The 20,610-nt window shown below is 62.5% G+C and carries 19 protein-coding genes and 1 pseudogene; 10 read left to right on the top strand and 10 right to left on the bottom strand.

The window, feature by feature from the left end; genetic code table 11:
- Positions 1-571: 571 nt before the first annotated feature.
- The 4 genes from ACZIRK_RS42225 to ACZIRK_RS42210 all read left to right on the top strand — a co-directional run bounded on the left by ACZIRK_RS42225 (position 572) and on the right by ACZIRK_RS42210 (position 6,337).
- Positions 572-2,833, top strand: coding sequence for a fused MFS/spermidine synthase (locus ACZIRK_RS42225; RefSeq protein WP_130230553.1), 2,262 nt, complete (start codon positions 572-574; stop codon positions 2,831-2,833).
- Between the two features lie 169 nt (positions 2,834-3,002).
- Positions 3,003-3,911 (top strand): acyl-CoA desaturase, encoded by a 909-nt coding sequence (locus ACZIRK_RS42220; protein ID WP_474419571.1) that lies wholly within the window; start codon positions 3,003-3,005, stop codon positions 3,909-3,911.
- 58 nt (positions 3,912-3,969) lie between these two features.
- Complete coding sequence (locus tag ACZIRK_RS42215; protein ID WP_474419569.1) at positions 3,970-5,352, top strand: MBOAT family O-acyltransferase; 1,383 nt, start codon at positions 3,970-3,972, stop codon at positions 5,350-5,352.
- Complete coding sequence (locus ACZIRK_RS42210) at positions 5,327-6,337, top strand: hypothetical protein (protein ID WP_474419568.1); 1,011 nt, start codon at positions 5,327-5,329, stop codon at positions 6,335-6,337. The genes ACZIRK_RS42215 and ACZIRK_RS42210 overlap by 26 nt, the downstream gene beginning before the upstream one ends.
- Before the next feature lie 165 nt (positions 6,338-6,502).
- On the opposite strand, the gene ACZIRK_RS42205 is transcribed toward ACZIRK_RS42210, so the two are convergent.
- The 3 genes from ACZIRK_RS42205 to ACZIRK_RS42195 all read right to left on the bottom strand — a co-directional run bounded on the left by ACZIRK_RS42205 (position 6,503) and on the right by ACZIRK_RS42195 (position 9,537).
- On the bottom strand, positions 6,503-8,224 hold the full coding sequence (locus tag ACZIRK_RS42205) for a fatty acyl-AMP ligase (RefSeq protein WP_474419574.1): 1,722 nt from the start codon (positions 8,222-8,224) through the stop codon (positions 6,503-6,505).
- Between the two features lie 32 nt (positions 8,225-8,256).
- Complete coding sequence (locus tag ACZIRK_RS42200; RefSeq protein ID WP_028168850.1) at positions 8,257-8,511, bottom strand: acyl carrier protein; 255 nt, start codon at positions 8,509-8,511, stop codon at positions 8,257-8,259.
- Positions 8,512-8,763: 252 nt separating this feature from the next.
- A complete protein-coding gene (locus ACZIRK_RS42195; protein ID WP_130230547.1) occupies positions 8,764-9,537 on the bottom strand; it encodes a L,D-transpeptidase in 774 nt (257 codons plus the stop codon).
- A gap of 287 nt (positions 9,538-9,824) precedes the next feature.
- On the opposite strand from ACZIRK_RS42195, the gene ACZIRK_RS42190 reads away from it, so the two are divergent.
- Positions 9,825-10,157, top strand: a complete 333-nt coding sequence (locus tag ACZIRK_RS42190) for a hypothetical protein (protein ID WP_208828427.1) — start codon at positions 9,825-9,827, stop codon at positions 10,155-10,157.
- Between the two features lie 138 nt (positions 10,158-10,295).
- On the opposite strand, the gene ACZIRK_RS42185 is transcribed toward ACZIRK_RS42190, so the two are convergent.
- The 5 genes from ACZIRK_RS42185 to ACZIRK_RS42165 all read right to left on the bottom strand — a co-directional run bounded on the left by ACZIRK_RS42185 (position 10,296) and on the right by ACZIRK_RS42165 (position 15,203).
- On the bottom strand, positions 10,296-11,057 hold the full coding sequence (locus tag ACZIRK_RS42185) for an ABC transporter permease (protein WP_028168846.1): 762 nt from the start codon (positions 11,055-11,057) through the stop codon (positions 10,296-10,298).
- A complete protein-coding gene (locus ACZIRK_RS42180) occupies positions 11,054-11,977 on the bottom strand; it encodes an ABC transporter ATP-binding protein (protein WP_474419567.1) in 924 nt (307 codons plus the stop codon). The genes ACZIRK_RS42185 and ACZIRK_RS42180 overlap by 4 nt, the downstream gene beginning before the upstream one ends.
- A 125-nt stretch (positions 11,978-12,102) precedes the next feature.
- Positions 12,103-12,393, bottom strand: a complete 291-nt coding sequence (locus tag ACZIRK_RS42175; RefSeq protein WP_028168844.1) for a type II toxin-antitoxin system HicB family antitoxin — start codon at positions 12,391-12,393, stop codon at positions 12,103-12,105.
- Between the two features lie 8 nt (positions 12,394-12,401).
- Entirely contained in the window at positions 12,402-12,596 is a 195-nt protein-coding gene (locus ACZIRK_RS42170) for a type II toxin-antitoxin system HicA family toxin (protein WP_028168843.1), read from the bottom strand.
- 75 nt (positions 12,597-12,671) lie between these two features.
- The gene (locus tag ACZIRK_RS42165) at positions 12,672-15,203 is read right to left on the bottom strand and encodes an ATP-dependent helicase (RefSeq protein ID WP_474419573.1); all 2,532 of its coding nucleotides are present in this window, start codon (positions 15,201-15,203) and stop codon (positions 12,672-12,674) included.
- Positions 15,204-15,448: 245 nt separating this feature from the next.
- On the opposite strand from ACZIRK_RS42165, the gene ACZIRK_RS42160 reads away from it, so the two are divergent.
- The 4 genes from ACZIRK_RS42160 (at position 15,449) to ACZIRK_RS42145 (ending at position 18,465) form a co-directional block, all read left to right on the top strand.
- Complete coding sequence (locus ACZIRK_RS42160) at positions 15,449-16,435, top strand: chymotrypsin family serine protease (RefSeq protein ID WP_474419565.1); 987 nt, start codon at positions 15,449-15,451, stop codon at positions 16,433-16,435.
- A gap of 27 nt (positions 16,436-16,462) precedes the next feature.
- Positions 16,463-16,708, top strand: coding sequence for a hypothetical protein (locus ACZIRK_RS42155; protein ID WP_474419563.1), 246 nt, complete (start codon positions 16,463-16,465; stop codon positions 16,706-16,708).
- A gap of 24 nt (positions 16,709-16,732) precedes the next feature.
- A complete protein-coding gene (locus ACZIRK_RS42150; protein ID WP_474419562.1) occupies positions 16,733-18,118 on the top strand; it encodes a phospholipase D-like domain-containing protein in 1,386 nt (461 codons plus the stop codon).
- Between the two features lie 173 nt (positions 18,119-18,291).
- Positions 18,292-18,465: a DUF1328 domain-containing protein gene (locus tag ACZIRK_RS42145; RefSeq protein WP_027578166.1), complete on the top strand. Its 174-nt coding sequence runs from the start codon at positions 18,292-18,294 to the stop codon at positions 18,463-18,465.
- A 10-nt stretch (positions 18,466-18,475) separates the two neighbouring features.
- Here ACZIRK_RS42145 and ACZIRK_RS42140 read toward each other — a convergent pair whose 3' ends face one another.
- Positions 18,476-18,988, bottom strand: a complete 513-nt coding sequence (locus tag ACZIRK_RS42140; RefSeq protein ID WP_474419561.1) for a thioesterase family protein — start codon at positions 18,986-18,988, stop codon at positions 18,476-18,478.
- Positions 18,989-19,074: 86 nt separating this feature from the next.
- On the opposite strand from ACZIRK_RS42140, the gene ACZIRK_RS42135 reads away from it, so the two are divergent.
- Positions 19,075-20,490: an FAD-binding oxidoreductase gene (locus tag ACZIRK_RS42135; protein ID WP_474419559.1), complete on the top strand. Its 1,416-nt coding sequence runs from the start codon at positions 19,075-19,077 to the stop codon at positions 20,488-20,490.
- Between the two features lie 13 nt (positions 20,491-20,503).
- Here the strand turns inward: ACZIRK_RS42135 and ACZIRK_RS42130 are convergent.
- A pseudogene (locus tag ACZIRK_RS42130) lies at positions 20,504-20,610 on the bottom strand (IS5/IS1182 family transposase); the annotation flags it as partial.

The raw sequence follows: 20,610 nt of genomic DNA, 5'->3' as shown, positions 1-20,610 counted from the left end.
CTGGTCCAAAGGTGATGCGCCTGGGCCTCGAAGCCTTCCGTCGCATCAAATACGGCACCACTTTGAGGCTCAAAAATGTGTGAATCGGATAGCCGGTCACCGGGGAGAGCACGAAGGAAGCCGTAAAACCATCGCGCAGGGAAAGCCGGAATGCTTCGGTTGAACCTGTGGTCCTACCCCCGTGCTTTTTGTTGCACGGGACCCATGGGTGCAACCAGCACCCGGCTTTCCCTGCGCCCTCTGTGTTTCGAGGAGGGTGGAAAGTGAAGCAAAGCTCGGACGCAACGCGTCGCGAGAATGCGGACTCATATTCGCTGTCTGAATCAGACGTAGGATGGGTAGAGCGCAGCGAAACCCATCATCGCGCGGCTTGCTCCATCGCGATGGGTTTCGCTGGGCTCTACTCATCCTACTGGATCGTCCGGCATGTCGCTCCGCACTGGCATATCGTCAAGTCCACGTGACCGGGTTACATTGCCCGCCATACCGTCATATGCTCAATTGAAACCTCTGGCGTGCATGCGCCGGAAATCTCGCCGGCGGCGTCCGCCGGGCCCAAGCCGGAGCTTTCATGATTTCCAAGCCGTCCGCCGCGCGAAACCGGCTGGTGTTGATCGTCTACACCACCGCGATCTTCGTCAGCGCGCTCCTGTTGTTCTCGGTGCAGCCGCTGTTCACCAAGATGGTGCTGCCGCGGCTCGGCGGCTCACCGGCGGTGTGGTCGGTGGCGATGGTGTTCTTCCAGTCGCTGCTGCTCGCGGGCTACGCCTACGCGCATTATTTGATGAAGCTGAAGAGCCGCGCGGCTCCGGTCGCGGTGCATCTCTTGCTTTTGGTCGCGGCCATGCTGACGCTGCCGCTCGCGATCCAGAGCGGCTGGGGCGATCCACCGACCTCAGGTTACGCGTTCTGGTTGCTCGGCCTGTTCGCGGTCTCGATCGGGCTGCCTTTCTTCGCGCTCGCCGCCAACAACCCGCTGCTGCAGGCCTGGTTTGTACGCACCGGCCATCCCAACGGTCCGGATCCGTACTTCCTCTACGCATCCTCGAACATCGGCAGCTTTCTGGCGCTGCTGTCCTATCCGGTGCTGCTGGAGCCGATGTTCACGCTGCGCACGCAGAACCTGATCTGGACCGGCGGTTATGGCTTGCTGATCCTCTTGATCGCGGGTTGCGGCGTGCTGTTGATGCGTTCGTCCGCGAGCGCGGCGGCGCTGAATTTGCCGGTCGATGATGCCGATGCGCCGGCACCCTCCTGGCTGTTGCGTTTGCGCTGGATCTTCCTTGCCGCGGTGCCTTCGGGCCTTCTGATCGCCGTGACCGCGCACATCTCGACCGACGTTGCGGCAGCGCCGCTGCTCTGGGTCTTGCCGCTGTCGCTTTACCTCCTGACCTGGGTGCTGGTGTTCCAGTCGCGCCCGCTGTTTTCGCATGAGTTCATGCTGCGCGCGCAGCCAATCGCAATTGCGTGCGTCGTCATCCTGCTTGCGGTTGGTGGCGAACAGAGTCTGCTGCTGACGCTGGGCGGTCACCAACTCGCCTTTTTCATCATCGCGATGGCTTGCCATGGTGAATTGGCGCGGACCCGGCCGGCAGCAAAATACCTCACCGGCTTCTACGTGGCGCTGTCGTTCGGCGGCATGGTCGGCGGCCTGTTCGCAGGCCTGATCGCGCCGTTTGCCTTCTCCTGGGTGGCGGAATACCCGATCCTGCTGGCGCTCGCCGCGCTGTGCCGGCCGTCCGGCGGGGGAGAGCGGCTGCCGCGCTGGAGTGCCTGGTACTGGCCGTTCCTTGCCGTGCTCGCGGTCGCGCTGATCGTGCCGTCCTATTCAACCGGGACGCTGTTCAACTGGCTCGACGAGCGGCGGTCGTGGGTGATCGGCGCGGTCGGCGTGCTCTCGGCGCTGCTGGCGCTTACGCTCAACGCGAGCCGCTGGAAGATCTTCGCGACCGTCGTGGTGGCGCTGCTGCTGTTGCGCGCTTACCCCTCCGATAACGGCCGGGTCGAGACCGTCCGCAGTTTCTTCGGCGTGCACAAGATCGTGGTGACGCCGAACGGCCAATATCACGTGCTGATGCACGGCACCACCATTCACGGCGCCGAGCGCTTCAAGAACGACAACGGCACGCCGGTAACCGGCCGGCCCGAACCCATTACGTACTATCACAAGGACGGCGGCATCGGGCAGACGATCGCGGCGATGCGCGAGCGCAAGGGCGCTCCGCTTAAGGTGGCCGTGATCGGACTCGGCTCAGGCACGCTCACCTGCGCCGCAGAGCCGGGCGAACAATGGAAGTTCTTCGAGATCGACCAGACCATGGTCGATACCGCGCGCGATCCGAAATATTTCACCTACATCCAGAATTGCGCCCCTGACTTGAAGCCGGTGATCGGCGATGCCAGGCTCACCTTCGCTCGCGAGCCTGATGGCATCTACGACCTCATCATCGTCGATGCCTATTCGTCCGACGCGATCCCGATCCATCTGGCGACGGAGGAGGCGATGGCGATCTACAAGGCCAAGCTGGCGCCGCAGGGCGCGGTGGTGATGCACGTCTCCAACCGCCACCTCGAGCTTTCCAGCGTCGTGGTCGGCATCGCCGAGGCCAACGACCTCAAGAGCTGGGTCTACAGCGAGGATTCCGGCCGTGACAGCGAGTACATTTTCTCGACCTCGGTCGTGATCTCCGCCCGCGAGGAGGCCGATGTCGGCAAGCTCGCCTCGTCCGACTCGTGGACCGAAACCGAGGCCGATGAAAAGCAGCGGGTCTGGACCGACGACTATTCCAACATCCTGGGCGCGGTTTACCGGCGATTGCGCGACGGCGAGTAGTGAGCTCGATATTTTTGCAACACCCGCCGCCCGCGTTCGCGATCTGCAGGGCAAATCCGTCGCAATGGTTGCGGGCGGGGGCCGACTCTATACTGATGGAACTTGTTTCCCAATTGTTCCATTATTCATGCGCGACCATCGGATTATCCGGAGCCGGCATTTTCATCGATTGCAGCGGCAGCATTTTATTCTGTTCGATGTATTGCCATTCATCGGGACATTGATCGCGCTTGGCGCCCTGTTCTATCGCCCGATCGGGGCGCTCGAAATCAGCCTGTTCTTCGCGATGTGGCTGGTCACAGGCCTCGGCCTCACCGTCGGCTATCACCGGTTGTTCACGCACCGCGCCTTCACAACCGGGACAGCCGTGAGCGCGATGCTGATCATCATGGGCTCGATGGCCGGGCGGGGGGCGATGGTATCCTGGGCCGCCATGCATCGTCGCCACCACGAACTCAGCGATCACGAGGGCGACCTGCATTCGCCCAATCTGCATGGCGGGAGCCTCCTCGGCCGTCTGCGCGGCTTCCTGCATGCGCATTTGACCTGGATGATCGAGCATGATTATCCGAATGTCGCCCATTACGTTCCGGACCTGATGGCGCAGCCGGTGCTGGTCCGGGTCAACAGCTACTATTACGCCTGGGTGCTGGTGGGGCTGCTGATCCCGACCGCCATTGGCGGGTTGGTCGCCGGCAGCCTATGGGGCGCGGTGGCCGGGTTCCTCTGGGGCGGCGTGGCGCGCATGTTCGCGGTCGAACAGGCGATGTCGGCGATCAACTCGGTCATGCACACGTTTGGCGCACGTCCCTACCGCACCCGGGGTGACAACAGCCGCAATCTCGGCGTAATGGCATGGTTGGCGTGGGGCGAGGGGTGGCACGACAATCACCATGCCTTTCCTTATTCGGCGGCGTTCGGGTTGCGATGGTTCGAGTTCGATCCGGGCTATCTCTTCATCCGAGTGCTTGCCGCGCTGGGACTGGCCTGGAACGTCAAGATGCCGAGTGCGGAGAAGATCGCGCTGCGCCGGCTGCACGAGCCGGCGCCCGACGTGGCCGAGCTCGAGCACGGATAGTCGTCGGCTTCCGGCGGATAAGGTGAGTAACCCGGGTCATGCCTGAGATTGCCGGCTGATGCTGTTCAACGACTACCCCTTCCTGCTGGGTTTCCTGCCGGCGGCAATCCTGATCTATCGATTTGTCGATCCGCATCCGCAGTGGCGGATCTGGACGCTCGTTGCGATGTCGCTGGTGTTCTACGCCTACGGCAATCCGCCCTTCGTCCTGCTCCTGATCCTGTCGATCCTGATCAACTGGATTGCGGCGATGACCTATGCCAGGACCAAGATGCCGTGGATCATCACCGCTGCGATCGTTGCCAATCTCGGCGTCCTCGGCTGGTTCAAATACGCCAACTTCCTCGCCTACAATATCGGCCTTGCGCTGGGGCGGCCGATGCCCGTGCTCGACATCGTGCTGCCGCTCGGCATCTCCTTCTTCACCTTCCACCACATCATGTACCTGGTCGATCTGCGCAAGGGAAAGGCGCCGACCTATTCACTGAACCGCTACGCGCTTTACATCTCCTTCTTCCCGCAGGCGCTGGCCGGACCGCTGGTGCGCTGGTCGCAGGTGATGGAGCAGTTCGGCAAGAAGGTCTATGTGCCGGGCTGGCAGCGCCAGTTCTGCGTCGGCATCGCCTTCATCCTGATCGGGCTCGTCGAAAAGATCCTGCTTGGCGACCGTATTGCGCGGCTGATCGATCCGATCTATGCGCGGGCGCTCGAAGGGCCGGTGAGCAATGGCGACGCATGGCTCGCGCTCGCCTTCGGCATCCAGATCCTCTACGACTTCGCCGGCTATTCCGACATCGCGGTCGGGCTCGGCCTGTTGTTCGGCGTCAAGCTGCCGTACAATTTCGATGCGCCGTTCCGCTCCACCAGCATCCAGGATTTCTGGCAGCGCTGGCACATCACCTTGATGACATTCCTGCGCGAATATCTGTTCTTTCCGCTCGCCAACAAGCGCATGGTGCCGCGGCGCTTCTACCAACTGCAATATTTCGCGGTGATGGTGCTGACCATGGCGCTGTGCGGCCTCTGGCACGGCGCGAATTGGACCTTCGTGCTGTGGGGCACGCTGCATGGCTTGGCGCTGGTGGTCTGCTCGCTGTGGCGCCGCTACGGGCCGCGGCTGCCCGCGCTCGCCGGATGGGCGCTGACGGTGATCTTCGTGCTTCTGACCGGCGTGTTCTTCCGCGCCGGCACGCTCGATGCGGCGTTGAACATCTTCCACGGCCTCGCCGTTGCGCCCAATCTGTCCGAAGGGAAGCGTTTGTGGCCGCTCGTGATTGTCCCGTTGATGGCTTTCCTGCTGCCGGCGACCCAGGACATGGTCGAACGCGTGATGCAGCGGCCGCGACCCTGGCTTGGCGTGGTGGGCGGCCTCGGCTTGCTTGCTATCCTGATCTTGCTCGGAGAAGGGAACGTTCGTGGCTTCGCCTACTACCAGTTCTGATACGTCGCCCGAATGGGGGCGTTGCCTGGCCAACTGCGTCAGGACGCTCGTGATCGGCTTGGTGCTGGTCTACGCGCTGATGATCCTGGTCGATCCCTATGACACCGGCAAGTTCGGCCTGCTCGGGATCAGAGGCGTCGACGACCACAATACCTTCACGGCAACGCCGAGCCGCGCGCGCGATCCTAATTTCGATTCTGCCATCATCGGCAATTCGACGGCGCAGATGCTGCAGCCGGCCGAGTTGTCCAAGGCGACCGGGCTGCGCTTCGTGCAGCTCTATCTGACCGGCGCCAATCCGCAGGAGCAGCTCACGGCGCTCGATTTGTTCCTGCGCAATCACCCGCGGGTGGGAGCGCTGGTCTTCGTCGTCGATCCCTATTGGTGCGCTCACGTTCCGGCGCAGTCGCCGCCGGGCGCGTTCCCGGATTGGCTCTATGACCAAAGCCGGATCGCCTATGCGGCTCGCTTGCTGTCATGGCCAGCGATCGAGCACGCCTTCCAGCGGATATCGATCGGTCTCGGATGGCACCGGCTCCGGGACCCCTCCGGCTTCTTCAGCTACGAGGATATCTGGCTGCCAGGCACCTTCCGCGAGACTAACGCGCCGCGCGATCCGCCGCTTGCGGCCACCGACGCGGAGCGCGAGACGCTTCCCGAGGTCGCGCGGCTCGATGCGCTCGTCAAGAAACTTTCGCCCGAGACCAGCGTCGTCATCGTCGTGCCGCCGACCCTGCAAAGCAAGATGCCGCAGCCCGGCACGCCCGCTGCGGCCGACCGTGAGGCTTGCAACGCGGCTCTGAAGCGCGTCGTGGCCGGTCGGCCGAACAGCAATTTCATCAACTACCGCATCGACAATGCGCTGACCCGCGATCGCGCGAATTTTGCCGATTTCATCCACTACCGCCCGAGCATCGCTAGCAAGATACAGGAGGGCATCGTCGCCAGTATCCGCGATGGCGAAGCGGCGAAGATCGACTTCTGATGATCGTTCTTCTTGTCATGCTCCGCCACCGGGTCTCGCCTTCGGCGAGGCCGACGACAAGCTCCGGCGGGGGCATCCAGTAACCAGCGGCCTCTCGGCTCAAGCACTACTGCCTCTGGAATACTGGATCGTCCGGTCAAGCCGGACGATGACGGCAAGAGCGAGTCAATCCGCGTCGGCGGCGAGATCCTCGAACCGGCCTTCGGACCACAGCCGGCGCGCCAGACTGCGCTGGATCTTGCCGCTGGTGGTCTTCGGCAGCGTGCCCGGCCGGATCAACACGATATGGCGCGCGAACAATTCGTGCTGGTCGGTGACGTGCTCGCGGATCAGGCCCTTCATCTCGGCGCCGTCGATCCGGTTGCGTTCGGTGCGCTCGACCTCCTGCACGACGACAAGCGTTTCGTCGCCGTGCTCGTCGCTGACGGAGAACGCCGCGCCGCAATTGGCCCGCAGCGCGGCATGTGCCGCCTGCACCGTGCGCTCGAGATCCTGCGGATAGTGGTTGATGCCGCGGACGATGATCAAGTCCTTGATCCGTCCGGTGATGAAGACTTCACCCGTCCGATCCAGGAAGCCGAGGTCGCCGGTGCGCAGCCAGCTCGCGCCGTCGTCATCGCCCGCGATGCGCGCGTGCAGGCCGGTCCGGGTCGCTTCCGGATTCTTCCAATAGGCGCCCGCGACGTTGGCACCGTTGACCCAGACCTCGCCGACCTGGTCCACGGGCAGGCGCGCGCAGGTGTCGGGATCGACGATCGCGATCCGCTCGCCTTCGAGCGCGCGGCCGCAGCCGACCAGCGTCTGGCTATCCGCCGCATCAGCCGGCGCTTCGGCCCGATGCGCCTGCAGCGCGGCGCGGCTAACGTCGCGCGTCACATGGCCGGCGCCGCGGCTGCCGCCGGAGATCAAGAGCGTCGCTTCCGCCATGCCATAGGCCGGGAACGCGGCGCGGGGATCGAAGCCGTGAGCGGCGAAGGTCTCGATGAATTGCTTGATCGTCTCGGCGTGCACCGGCTCGGCGCCGTTGAGCGCGATCTTCCAGGAGGAGAGATCGACGCCCTGCATCTGCTCGGCGCGGTAGCGGCTGACGCAGAGATCGTAGCCGAAATTCGGGCAGCAGGCGACCTCGGCGCGATAGTCGCTGATCGCGCGCAGCCAGTTGAGTGGGCGCTGGGTGAAGGCGTTCGGCGCCATCAGCACGCAGAGCGCTCCGACATAGAGCGCCTCCAGCGTGTTCAGGATCAGCCCCATGTCGTGATAGAGAGGCACCCAATTGACATAGGTCGACTGCTCGGTGTTGCCGAGCGAGATGCGGATCATCTCGAGATTGGCGAGCAGGTTGCCGTGGCTGACGGCGACGCCCTTCGGCTCGGACGTCGAGCCCGAGGTGTATTGGAGGAAGGCGATATCCTCTCGCGCTGGAAGCGGCAGATCGGCCGCAGGCTGCGCCGGCGTCGTGTCGAGATCGACGGCCAGCCACTGCAGGCCTTCGCGCGAAAACCGCTCCTGCAGATCGCCGCGGATGGCGAAGGCCGAACTGGTGAGCGCGATTGCAGGTTCGCAATTGGCCATGATCGCGGCGCTGGAGTCGCGCGCACTCTGCCGCCGTGGCATCATCATCGGCACTGCGATCACACGCGCGATCAGGCAGCCGAAGAAGGCGACGACGAATTCGAGACCGGGCGGAAACACCAGCATCGCGCGATCGCCCGGCCGGGTGACTTCGCCAAGCCGCGCCGCCAGCACGCGGGCAGCGTCATGCAGCTCGCGAAAGGTGAGGATGGCTTCCTCCGCCCCGCGGTCGGAGAGGAAGACGTAGGCGCGCGCATCGGGCTGCGTTTCCGCCCGCTTTGCCAGCAGCGCCACCAGCGAGGAAAACGTCTCCATCTTGGTCAATGATATCCGGCGACGATTAGGGGTCAGGCAGCGGAGCGGGCTGCGAGCTTTTCAGCGAGGTAACGCGACAGCGCGTCGACGGTCGGATAGTCGTAGAAGTCGTCGGTCGAAAGCTCGAGGTCGAGCTTCTCCTCGAGTTCCATCATGACATAGACGACCATCGCCGAGTCGAGCCCGAGCCGGTTGAACTTGGTATCGGTCTTGATCCGGTCCTTGGCGATCCGCAGCACTTTCGCAAGCGAATCCACGCAAAAACCGGATATTTCTTCTTGTGTCATGGGAAATCCAGCGAAACAACTAGACACAATACGGACACGGCGGGCGTTGTCAATTTGGGCTCACGCAGGCGTGTTGATGAGGATCATGCACGATCCGGACGTGCAGGATCGCATTGGCGTAAAGCGGAGTTTCAGGGGAATGCGAGGCGTTCGCGCACAGGCAAAGATTAGGCATGGAAATTGGGCGCAGAAGAAAAAAGAGCGAGATGACGCAGCCATCCCGCTCTGTCGTGTCGACCAACTCGGCGCTGGTCAGTCCTGGTAAGTGAAGAACCCGCGCGGCCGCGGCGGATAGTAATAGCCTTGCGGCGCCGGCGCGTAGCGGTCGGAATATTGCTGCGGTTGTTGCGGTTGGCGATAATAGGTCTGCGTATCGTAGACGCGGCGGCTGCGCGGCGCCGGATACACCTGCGCATTGGAGCTGCCGTCGGCCGGATAGATGTAGCCATCGTCGGCACGGACCTGCGGCATTTGCTGCTGCTGTTGCGGTGTGATCATCACAGGATCGCCAGCGGCATCGCCAAATTGCTGCTCGTACTGCGGCGCGCGGCGGGCGACCGCGGTGTTGCCGCGTTTCGGATTCCGCGCGAGCGCCACCTGCGAGGAGCCGGTCAGCGTCACCGTGGCGTTGAGCACGCCTTGCTCCTGTACCAGGGCGTAGAGCGTGGCTGCATGTTCGCGCGACAATCGCACGCAGCCATGCGAGGCAGGGCTGCCGAGGCGGTTGACGGAATCGGTGCCGTGGATCGCGTGCCCGATCTTGGTGAAGAAGATCGAGTGCGGCATCGGCGCGTCGTCGAATTCCTTGGAGTAGTGGTCTTCCTCCATGCGGAAAGTGCGGAAGCTGCCGTTCGGCGTCTCGTAGGAGGGGATGCCGGTCGAGACCGGCCAGCGATACCGCTCAACGCCGTCGACCGCGACGGTCATCTGCTGGTTGTCCTTGTCGACGGTGATGGCGACTTTGGCCTGTGCGGCGCCGGCAAAAGCCAGCGTCAGGGCGGTGAAAGCAACGAGGAACGTACGCATCTTACTTTGGCCCTCCAGGCCTAACATTGCAGCGCCGCGGTTCTCCGTCCCCGGCAAGCACTATGCCCGGAATCCGGCTCGGGTTCCAGTAGCCCGGCCATGCATCGTTAATATAACGAGCGGCACAAGCAAGGCGTCGTCGGAGAAATCCGGCGCTGGCCTGCTGACTTTTTCGCGAGTGTGAGCACACGACTCGAATTCGTCACAGACGCGCAACCATTTGGCCGCAAGGGCGTTTCACACTCCCGCCTGACGGTATAATTTGCCGTGCATTTTTGGGAATTGTGATGAAGAAGACCAAGGTCAAGACGCTGGCGCTGCCTGATGTCACGCCGGCGCGGCTCGTGCTTGCGGCCGCCGCCATCATCCTTGCATTGCTTGCGATGCCTCATCTGGGACATGCCCAAGGCATCGTGCGCGGCGCGCACGAGGGAGCCTACGAGGGCAATCGGATCGCCGGTCCGGTCGGCGGCGTGGTTGGGGGTGCGGTTGGCGCCGGCGTCGGCGGTGCCGTGGGTGCGGTCAACGGCGTGCTCGGCCTGCCCAATCGCGGTTGGCACCGTGGCCATCGCTGCCGCGGCTACTACACCCGCTCCGGCCATTTCCGCTGCTATCGCTGATCGTCGTGAGGGACATCGTCATTCCGGGGCGCGCGTGAGCGCGAACTACGATGTGCACTTGCACATCGGAGAATCTCGCACCGCAATCTCTGGATTCCGGGTTCATGCTTCGCATGCCCCGAAATGACCGCGAGGCGATCAACGTTTGAGCCGGTAGCCCGTCCTGAAGATCCACCAGACGATTGCCAGGCAGGTGGCGAGGAAGCCCAGGGTCATGCCGAGGCTCAGGCCTACGCCGACATCGGCGATCCCATAGAAGCTCCAGCGGAAGCCGGAGATCAGGTAGACCACAGGGTTGAGCAGGGTGATGGTGCGCCAGCCCGAGGGCAGCATGTTCACGGAATAGAAGCTGCCGCCCAGGAACGTCAGCGGCGTCACCACCAGCATCGGGATCATCTGCAGCTTCTCGAATCCATCGGCCCAGATGCCGATAATGAAGCCGAACAGGCTGAAGGTGACGGCGGTCAGCACCAGGAACGTCAGCATCCAGATCGGGTGATTGATGTGCAGCGGCACGAACAATCCAGCCGTCGCCATGATGATGAGCCCGAGGACGATCGATTTGGTCGCGGCCGCCCCGACATAGCCGATGATGATCTCGAAATAGGAGATCGGCGCCGAGAGGATTTCATAGATCGTGCCGACGAATTTCGGGAAATAGATGCCGAAGGATGCATTGGCGATGCTCTGCGTCAGCACCGACAGCATCACGAGCCCAGGCACGATGAAGGTGCCGTAGCTGACGCCTTCGACCTCCGTGATGCGCGAGCCGATCGCGGCGCCGAACACCACGAAATAAAGCGAGGTCGACACCACAGGCGAGACGATGCTCTGCAACAGCGTGCGCCAGGTGCGCGCCATTTCGAACAAATAGATTGCGCGGATCGCTCGATAGTTCATGGCGCTCTCACCAGGCTGACGAAGATGTCTTCGAGCGAAGACTGGCTGGTCTCAAGGTCGGAGAAACGGATCCCGGCATTGCGGAGATCGCCGAGCAGGCTGGTGATGCCGGTGCGTTCGCCCGCGGTGTCGTAATCGTAGACCAGCTCGGTGCCGCCTTCCGACAGCACGAGATGATAGGGCGCAAGCGCCGGCGGAACGGCGTCGATCCTGTGCGCCAGATGCAGCTTGAGCTGCTTCCTGCCGAGCTTCTCCATCAGCTTGGCCTTGTCCTCGACCAGGATGATCTCGCCCTTGTTGATGACGCCGATGCGGTCGGCCATCTCCTCGGCTTCCTCGATGTAGTGCGTGGTCAGGATGATGGTGACGCCGGCATCCCGCAGCGTCCGCACGACTTCCCACATGCCCTTGCGCAGCTCGACGTCGACGCCGGCGGTCGGCTCGTCCAGGAACAGTATCTGCGGCTCGTGCGACAGCGCCTTTGCGATCATCACGCGGCGCTTCATGCCGCCCGACAGCGTGATGATCTTGGAATCCTTCTTCTCCCACAGCGAGAGATCCTTCAGCACCTTCTCGATATGAGCGGGATTCTTCGGTTTGCCGAACAGGCCGCGGCTGAAACTCACGGTCGCCCATACCGATTCGAAGGAATCGGTGTGCAGTTCCTGCGGCACGAGGCCGATCATCGAGCGTGCGGTGCGGTAGGACTTGATGATGTCGTGGCCGTCGACCGAGACGTTGCCTTCACTCGGATTGGCGATGCCGCAGATGATGCTGATCAGCGTCGTCTTGCCGGCGCCGTTTGGTCCGAGCAGGGCAAAAATCTCGCCGCGTCGGATATCGAGATTGATGTTGTTCAGCGCCTTGAAGCCGGAGCCATAGACCTTCGAGAGATTGGAAACGGAAATGATCGGTGACATGGCTGGTGGTGACGAGCTGGCAGGAAATGTGACAGGGAACGCGACGTTGCGCCGCGCGAGAGGAGGGGCGGCGAGAACATAGGTACACTTGGCGGATTCTGCAATCCGTCGAAACGACGATCAGTTCACTCCGCCGCGTGAGCGCGCGCGGGTAGTTCAATCAGGGCGACCATGTAGGTCTTTATGTCGTTCGCGATCTCCGGATCGGCCCTCAGTTCGGTCAGTGTTCGCGGATGCGGCAGCGACTTGCCGTCATTTTCAAGGCTTTCCGCATAGAGCTGCAAAGCCTCCGGCGCATTGCGCAAGGCTTCATCGATATCATCCCCGCCGGAAGTGCAGCCGGGCAGATCCGGAAACCAGACACCAACACTGTGCTCAGGTCCGGCGTCCTCAACAATCGCGACGTAGTGAGCCATGGCTAACCTCAATCGGGCTTCCACCCTGCACCTTTATAGATGGCGCGCACCAATCCTTTCCCCAAGTCCTTCTTCGGGTGCGGAATGACCAGCGTTTCGCCGGATATGGGATTCTTGAACACGTGGTGCGAACCGGTAACGCGAACAAGTACCCATCCTTCCCGCTCCAGGCGGCGTATGATCTCGCGGCTGTTGGTCAACATGAAAACCCTCTGTGGATCATGTAGACCCTACGGCCTGTCTGCCGGCATTAAGTGCGCGACCCGCAGGACACTCTCCTACACCCGCTCCACGAAACTATCGACCACCTTTTTCTCACCGGCTTTCTCGAAAGCGATGGTGAGCTTGTTGCCGTCGATCTTCACCACATGGCCGTAACCGAATTTCTGGTGGAATACGCGGTCATCGAGCGAGAATTCCGAAACGGTCCCGGTGGATTTCGCGACCAGTTCGCCTTCGATCACCACGGGGGCGCGCTTGTTGCGGCCGAAGCCGCCGAAGGGCGATTGCTCCTCGTCGAATCCGCCGCGCGAGCCGCCGCCGCGGTTCTGGTTGCGGGCGCGGTTGGCCTGGGCGCGTTGCCAGCCCGGTGTTGTATAGCTCGAGCCGAAGGCTTCGACATTGTCGAAGCGCGAGGGGCCGTAGCCGCCGGCGCCGCCCCAGCCGGAGCCGCCCTTGGATTCCGTGATCGCGACATTATGCGCCGGCAGTTCGTCGAGGAAGCGCGACGGGATCGTGGTCGACCAGGTGCCGTGGATGCGGCGGTTGGTGGCGAAATAGATTTTCGCGCGGCGCCGGGCGCGCGTCAGCCCGACATGGGCGAGGCGGCGCTCTTCCTCGAGGCCCGCGCGGCCCTGCTCGTCGAGCGTGCGCTGGCTTGGAAACAGGCCCTCCTCCCAGCCGGGCAGGAAGACGTTGTCGAACTCCAGGCCCTTCGCTGAGTGCAGCGTCATCAGCGACACCGCTTCGTCGCCGGCTTCGCCGTCGCGGTCCATCACCAGCGAAATGTGCTCGAGGAAGCCTTGAAGGTTCTCGAACTCCTCCATCGAGCGGATGAGCTCCTTGAGATTGTCGAGCCTGCCAGCGGCGTCCGCCGAGCGGTCCTTCTGCCACATCTCGGTGTAGCCGCTCTCGTCGAGCACGATCTCGGCCAATTCCGTGTGCGAGGTCACCTCGCTCTGCGCCCGCCAGCGGTCGAATTGCTGCACGACACCGCGCAAGCTCCCGCGCGCCTTCGGCTTCAATTCGTCGGTCTCCGCCACGGCGCGCGCTGCCTCGAACAGCGGAATGCGGCGCTTGCGGGCGTGATCGTGCAGGAGTTGCACGGTGGCATCGCCAAGTCCGCGCTTCGGCACATTGATGATGCGCTCGAAGGCGAGATCGTCGGCCGGCGAGTTGATCGTGCGCAGGTAAGCCAGCGCATCGCGGATTTCGGCACGCTCATAGAAGCGCGGGCCGCCAATCACGCGATATTGCAGGCCGAGCGTGACGAAGCGGTCTTCGAACTCGCGCATCTGGAACGAGGCGCGCACCAGGATCGCGATCTCGTTCAAATTCTCGCCGGCGCGCTGCAGATCCTCGATCTCCTCGCCGATCCCGCGCGCTTCCTCTTCCGAATCCCAGGAACCGGTGACGGTGACCTTTTCGCCATCCTGGTCCTCGGTGCGCAGGGTCTTGCCGAGCCGGCCTTCATTGTGCGCGATCAGATGCGAGGCGGCGGCGAGGATATGGCCGGTCGAGCGGTAGTTGCGCTCGAGCCGAATGACTTTGGCGCCGGGAAAATCGTGCTCGAAGCGCAGGATGTTGTCGACCTCGGCGCCGCGCCAGCCGTAGATCGACTGGTCGTCGTCGCCGACGCAGCAGATGTTTTTGGGTGGGGAAGTGGGTGCCGCAGCCGCATCTTCGTCATCACCGGGCCGACGCGCAGCGTCGTGACCCGGTGATCCATCTTGTGAAGACGCGATGGATTGCCGGGTCAAGGCCGGCAATGACGACTGGGGCGACGGCGCCTGCGACAGCAGCCGCAGCCAGAGATACTGCGCGACGTTGGTGTCCTGATATTCGTCGACCAGGATGAACTTGAAGCGGCTCTGGTATTGCCTGAGCACATCCGGGTTCTCACGGAACAGGCGGATGTTCTCGAGCAAGAGATCGCCGAAATCGGCGGCGTTGAGGATCTTCAGCCGTTCCTGATAGCTCGCATAGAGCTTGCCGCCCTTGCCGTTGGCGAAGCTCGCGGCTTCGCCGGCTGGTACCTGCGACGGCGTCAGGCCGCGGTTCTTCCAGGTGTCGATCAGTCCGGCCAGCATGCGCGCCGGCCAGCGCTTGTCGTCGATGTTCTCCGCCTGCAGCAGTTGCTTCAACAGCCGCACCTGGTCGTCGACATCGAGCACGGTGAAGTTGGATTTGAGCTGCACCAGCTCGGCATGGATGCGCAGGATGCGGCCGGCGATCGAGTGGAAGGTGCCGAGCCACGGCATGCCTTCGACCGCCTGGCCCAGCATCTGGCCGAGCCGCAGCTTCATCTCGCGCGCCGCCTTGTTGGTGAAGGTCACCGACAGGATCTCGTGCGGCCGCGCGCGGCCCTGGCTCAGGATATGGGCGATGCGGGTGGTCAAGACCCGCGTCTTGCCAGTGCCGGCGCCGGCTAGAACCAGCACAGGACCGTCCAGCGTCTCCACTGCCTCGCGCTGCTCCGGATTGAGCCCTGCGAGATATTGCGGGCCTGCTGCCGCACGGGCGCGCGCAGCGATGCCGCCGGGCACGGGTGAGGCCGCCGGAGCAGGGGCATGTGGCAGGGGCTTGCGCAGATCAGTCAATAACGAAGTCCTTGATTCTCAAGTCGATAACATGGCATTCGCGCCGCCGATTTGCGAGGGCAGCATGGCCAATAAAAGGCGCGCTTTCGGCGTGCCACGGGCGTCGCCAAAACGCCAGCCGGGATCGCAATAGTTTCATCAAGATTCGATTGACTGGCGGGCGCGTGGGCTTGCCAAAATGCGAATCTCAACTCAAGATTGTTGAGTTCGTTGGCTTGCATCTCTGGGGGGACGTCATGGCAAGGAACGACACTCCGAAGGAACTGCTTGATGCGCTCAATCTGGTCAGCGGCGAGAAGGGCGCCCGGCCGGAATCCTTGGGGCTGCTCGAGGCAAGGCATGTTGAGCGCGTGCGGACCATCTTCGAAGATCCCAACATCGTCGGCATCGGAATTGCGGACAAGATCACCGAGAAGAAAGACACCGGCGAACTGAGCGTCTGCTTCTACGTCGAAAAGAAGGTCGCCAAGAGCCGGATGAAGAGCCAGAAGATGATCCCTCCCGTTCTGAGTGTGCCGGGTCGCAAGGCGGTATTCACCGATGTCCAGGCGATCGGAAGGGTTCGGCCCCAGGTCAACAAGCAGAGGTCGCCGCTGCTCAGCGGCTATAGCATCGGAAATCTGACGGATACGGGAACCCTTGGGGCTATCGTCAAGAAGGGGAAGAAGCTGTTCGTGCTCAGCAATTCCCACGTGCTTGCCAAGAGCGGATTGGGGAAGGTCGGCGACAAGATCGTCTTTCCCGGCGAGTCAGACAATGGCGGCAGGGATCAGGTCGTCGCGACATTATCCGCTATCCTGAAGTTCAAGACCGGTGACGATTTTCTCAACCGCGTGGATGCGGCTCTCGCCGAGATCGATCAGGACTTTCTCGACAAGATCGATTTTTCCATACGCGGAGCGGCTTCTCCCTTTGCGACCACCAATCCGGTGCGCGGGATGAAGATCGTCACGCGCGGACGGACGTCGGAAGATGCCGATGGCGAAGTCCAGGACGTCCACTTCAGGATCGTCATGCCCTATCCGGGCGTCGGCAAGATCGGCTTCCTGGACCAGGTGAAGTGCACGCATTATTCGAGGCCTGGCGATTCCGGCACAATCATCGTCGACAAGGCAAGCAAGAAGATCGTCGGTCTGCACTTTGCCGGGTCGGGTAGCGCGAGTATCTTTAATCCGATTGCCGAGGTCATGAAGGCGCTGAAGTTCCGCTTCGTGAAAGCATGAGAAGCGGACCGGCCATGCGGATTGGTGATGGCGAACGAGCAACAGGCCAACAAGGCGCGCGAACTCAACAGTCGCGAACTGCTGAAATGCGGCGCCCACGCCATCGGCGTGGAGGCGGGGAAGGATCACGGCAAGCGCGGCTGGGTCGTCGTCGCGCATGTCGCTCCGGAAGCCAACGTGACGCTGCCTCCCATGCTTACCGTCGCGACGGAAAAGGGCGACGTCCAGGTGCCGCTAGTCTGCGTCAGGAGCGCGCCTTTCAAACCGGAATGATTCTCGCAAACATGGGGGGATAAAATGCCGAGCTTCGTATTGCGCCAATCGATGCTCAAGCATCGTGGGCCGTTTCTTGCCGAACCGCAGAGCGTTCGGGCCGAAGGCGATCGCGTGGTGCCGGTGCGGACCGACGTCTTCATGCCGGAAATGGTTCCGCGCAACTGCGATCTCGAAGCATACGAGAAGATCAAGGTTCCCGCGGTCGACGTCGATCAGGAAATCATCGCCTATTGCTCGCCGGATTCGACTTTCGCGGTGACCAAGAAGCTCTTTGACGATGCGAAGAAGTCGATCCTGATCGGCATCTATGACTTTTCCGCCGAGTATATCAAGCAGCTCGTGCTGGATGCGCTCGCGCGCGGCGTCAAGGTCAAGCTCATGCTCGATATCGACAGCAAGGACGAGCAGGAGCTGTTCGACGACCTGAACGATGCCGGGGTCGACGGCGTGCCGGCGCCATCGTGCGCCAGTCATCGGGTGCACTTCTTCAGCTCATCGCACGAGAAGGTGATCGTCATCGATGGTGAATGGTGCATCGTGCAGAGCGGCAACTACAGCGAGAACAGCATACCCCTCAACGTGAAGGACGGCGGCGATCCCGCCCACTTCCGGCCCGGCAATCGTGATACGGGCCTGGCGATCCGCTCCAGGAAACTGTCGAAGTTCTTCACCGGCATTCTAGAAAGCGACATGAATCTTGAGCTGACGGGACCGGAAGCGCTGGCTCAGGCCATTGAAGCGGCCAACGCTTTCATGATCGAGCGGACGCCGACGAAGATCCCCGCCAAGCTGTTTCCGAGCAAGACTTTCAAGCTCACCAAACCGCTTGCCGTTCAGCCGGTCCTCAGTCCGGACAACTACATGCAGGTGATCCCGGGGAAGCTTCGGGCGGCAAAGAAGTCGATACTGATCGAGCAGCAATATGTCCGTGGCAAGCAGCCCGACATCCAGAAATTGCTGACGGCAATTGCGGACGCGCGAAAGCAGAACAAGAAGCTCGATATCCGCATCATCCTCGGCAAGATTTTCGGCAAGAAGGATCTCGACGCCGAGAAGAAAAACCTGGCGCTGTTAAAGCAGCAGTTCGGCCTCGTGGCCGGCAAGAACATACGATACATCGATACAACCCGCTTCGTGCATTGCCATAACAAGATGATCCTGGTCGATGGCCAGGATGTCCTGGTCAGTTCGCAGAACTGGTCGGATTCTGCCGTCTCCAAGAATCGCGAGGCCGGCGTGTGGCTCTCTCATCCGGGCGTCTGCGATTACTTCACGCAGATATTCGAGAGCGATTGGAAGACTGCGCGCAACGCGCCGATAGCTCCCGCCGAGGAGATCGTCGAGCCCGAGTCGCTGCGCGCCGGCGGATACGTCAGGGTCGCTCCCGCCGACTATCAGGAGGTGTGACAGCAGCAGCGAAGGTCCGATCCGGCCGCACCCAAAGCGCGGTTTTGTTCCGTGAGCAGGGCAAATTTCGCTGTTTTCCGGCCCGGAACCTTCGTTTTGGGGGCGGATTGTTTCCTCAAGTTTGGTGCGATGATCGATCGCGCCGGTGGAAACGGAAAGCAGAGGGTTTGGCTATGTTAGGCTGGGTCGTAACGTTCTTGATCATCGCGTTGATCGCGGGTGTCCTGGGCTTCGGCGGCATCGCCGGCGTCTCCATCGAGATCGCCAAAGCGATCTTCTTCATCGCCATCATCCTGTTCCTGATCTCGGCAGTGGTCGGCCTGGTGCGTGGCCGCTCCAGGGTCTAGGCGGCCCGGCCTAACGTGCGGGCATCGCCACGCTGCGCCCGATGCCCTCGGGCCGGGGGATGGATGCATGGATATCCGCGATCGCCTTGATGCGGGCGCGGATATCGGATGGAAACGGGGCGACCTTGCGCGAGTTCATGTCGATATGCAGCGACATGTTTTCGGAGGTGGCTGAGATCCAGCCTTCGGTCGCGTGGCGCAGCTCCTCGAACGTGTGCAGCCGCTTGTCGTCGGCGCCGAGCAGATAGACCGTCACCTGGAGCGGATCGCCGAGATGGACCTCGCGCAAATAGCGCACATGGCACTCGGCGGTAAAGGTCGAGCCGTGGCGCTCTTTCTTGTAGGTGGGGCCGATGCCGAGCTGCAGCCAGATCTCGTCGATGGCGCGGTCGAACATCACGTTGTAATAGGCCATGTTGAGGTGGCCATTATAGTCGATCCATTGCGGCTCGATCTGCATCACCGAGGACAGGAACGGGGCTGAGGGCAACTTGATGTCCCTGGCGGCATTAATGGTCGTCATTATTCCATCCCTGTTAGTTCGATTGGCGGTCTTGACCCGTTATATAACGTTTGCCACGCTCGGCTAAAGCCGGGAGGATATTTCACGTGGCGACTACGATTTCGAACAATCCAGCGCGTCCGGAGCCGCCGGCCCTCAAGGCCGCGATCGACGCGCTGGCGGCGCGCTTCGGCAACCGCCTCATCACCTCGCAGGCGGTGCGCGACCAGCACGCCCACACCACGACATGGCTGCCGCCGCAGCCGCCGGACGCCGTGGTGATGGCGCAGGAAACTGCCGACATCCAGGATGTGGTGCGGATCTGCGCCAAACATCGCGTTCCCGTGATCGCCTTCGGCACCGGCACCTCGCTGGAGGGGCAGGTGAATGCGCCGGCCGGCGGCATCTGCATCGATCTGCGCGACATGAACCGGGTGCTCGCCGTGCACGCCGAAGACCTCGATTGCGTGATCGAGCCCGGCGTGACGCGGAAGGCGCTCAACGAGCATCTGCGCGACCAGGGCCTGTTCTTCCCGATCGACCCCGGCGCCGATGCCTCGCTCGGCGGCATGACCTCGACGCGCGCCTCCGGCACCAATGCGGTGCGCTACGGCACGATGCGGGAGAACGTGCTGGCGCTGAAGGTCGTGCGCGGCGACGGCGAGATCATCACCACAGGCACGCGGGCGAAGAAATCGTCCGCCGGCTACGACCTGACGCATCTGTTCATCGGTGCCGAGGGCACGCTCGGCATCATCTCCGAGCTCACGATCAAATTGCGCGGCATTCCTGAGACGATCGCGGCAGCCGCATGTTCGTTCGAGACCGTGCGCGGCGCCTGCCAGGCGACGATCCTGGCGATCCAGACCGGCATTCCCGTTGCCCGCATCGAGCTCTTGAATGCGGCGCAGGTCAAGGCGTGCAACGCCTATTCGAAACTGACGCTGCCGGAGACGCCGCTGCTGCTGCTTGAGTTCCACGGCAGCGAGGCCGAGGTCGCCGAGCAATCGAAGAACTTCAAGGAGATCGCCTCCGAATGCGGCGGCCTGGGTTTCACCTGGACCACCAGGCCCGAGGACCGCACAAAGCTCTGGCAGGCGCGGCATGACGCCTATTGGTCGGTGAAGGCGCTGCGGCCCGGCTCCGGCGTGGTGGCGACCGACGTTTGCGTGCCGATCTCGCGATTGGCCGATTGCGTCACCGAGACCGAAGAGGATCTGAAGCGGCTCAATCTGCTCTCGCCGATCGTCGGTCATGTCGGCGATGGCAATTTCCATTGCTCGCTGGTCTGCGACATCGACAATGCCGAGGAGATGGCGCGTGGCGAGGAATTCATGCATCGCCTGGTCGAGCGCGCGCAGGCGATGGGTGGCACCTGCACCGGCGAGCACGGCATCGGGCAAGGCAAGCAGAAATATCTCGAAGCCGAGCTTGGGCCCGAGGCGATCGACGCCATGCGGGCGCTGAAGAAGGCGCTCGATCCGCTGAACATCTTCAATCCAGGCAAGATCGTGCCGGCCTAGGTCGCGTGGACAGTTATGTTAGCCAGAGCAGAGTTGCGGCGATAGCGACGACAGCGAAGTAATTTCGTGCGGTTTTTTCGTAGCGCGTAGCAACGCGCCTGAAACGCTTCAGTTTCGAGA

It is taken from the genome of Bradyrhizobium sp. Leo114, assembly GCF_055229415.2.
The sequence above is the reverse complement of the archived record's forward strand: the minus strand, read 5'-3'. Positions and strand labels throughout refer to the sequence as shown.

Coding starts and splice junctions, on each gene's coding strand:
- ACZIRK_RS42225 (WP_130230553.1), top strand. CDS start 572: ATGATTTCCAAGCCGTCCGCCGCGCGAAACCGGCTGGTGTTGATCGTC.
- ACZIRK_RS42215 (WP_474419569.1), top strand. CDS start 3,970: ATGCTGTTCAACGACTACCCCTTCCTGCTGGGTTTCCTGCCGGCGGCA.
- ACZIRK_RS42205 (WP_474419574.1), bottom strand. CDS start 8,224: ATGGAGACGTTTTCCTCGCTGGTGGCGCTGCTGGCAAAGCGGGCGGAA.
- ACZIRK_RS42200 (WP_028168850.1), bottom strand. CDS start 8,511: ATGACACAAGAAGAAATATCCGGTTTTTGCGTGGATTCGCTTGCGAAA.
- ACZIRK_RS42195 (WP_130230547.1), bottom strand. CDS start 9,537: ATGCGTACGTTCCTCGTTGCTTTCACCGCCCTGACGCTGGCTTTTGCC.
- ACZIRK_RS42190 (WP_208828427.1), top strand. CDS start 9,825: ATGAAGAAGACCAAGGTCAAGACGCTGGCGCTGCCTGATGTCACGCCG.
- ACZIRK_RS42185 (WP_028168846.1), bottom strand. CDS start 11,057: ATGAACTATCGAGCGATCCGCGCAATCTATTTGTTCGAAATGGCGCGC.
- ACZIRK_RS42180 (WP_474419567.1), bottom strand. CDS start 11,977: ATGTCACCGATCATTTCCGTTTCCAATCTCTCGAAGGTCTATGGCTCC.
- ACZIRK_RS42175 (WP_028168844.1), bottom strand. CDS start 12,393: ATGGCTCACTACGTCGCGATTGTTGAGGACGCCGGACCTGAGCACAGT.
- ACZIRK_RS42170 (WP_028168843.1), bottom strand. CDS start 12,596: ATGTTGACCAACAGCCGCGAGATCATACGCCGCCTGGAGCGGGAAGGA.
- ACZIRK_RS42160 (WP_474419565.1), top strand. CDS start 15,449: ATGGCAAGGAACGACACTCCGAAGGAACTGCTTGATGCGCTCAATCTG.
- ACZIRK_RS42155 (WP_474419563.1), top strand. CDS start 16,463: ATGGCGAACGAGCAACAGGCCAACAAGGCGCGCGAACTCAACAGTCGC.
- ACZIRK_RS42150 (WP_474419562.1), top strand. CDS start 16,733: ATGCCGAGCTTCGTATTGCGCCAATCGATGCTCAAGCATCGTGGGCCG.
- ACZIRK_RS42145 (WP_027578166.1), top strand. CDS start 18,292: ATGTTAGGCTGGGTCGTAACGTTCTTGATCATCGCGTTGATCGCGGGT.
- ACZIRK_RS42140 (WP_474419561.1), bottom strand. CDS start 18,988: ATGACGACCATTAATGCCGCCAGGGACATCAAGTTGCCCTCAGCCCCG.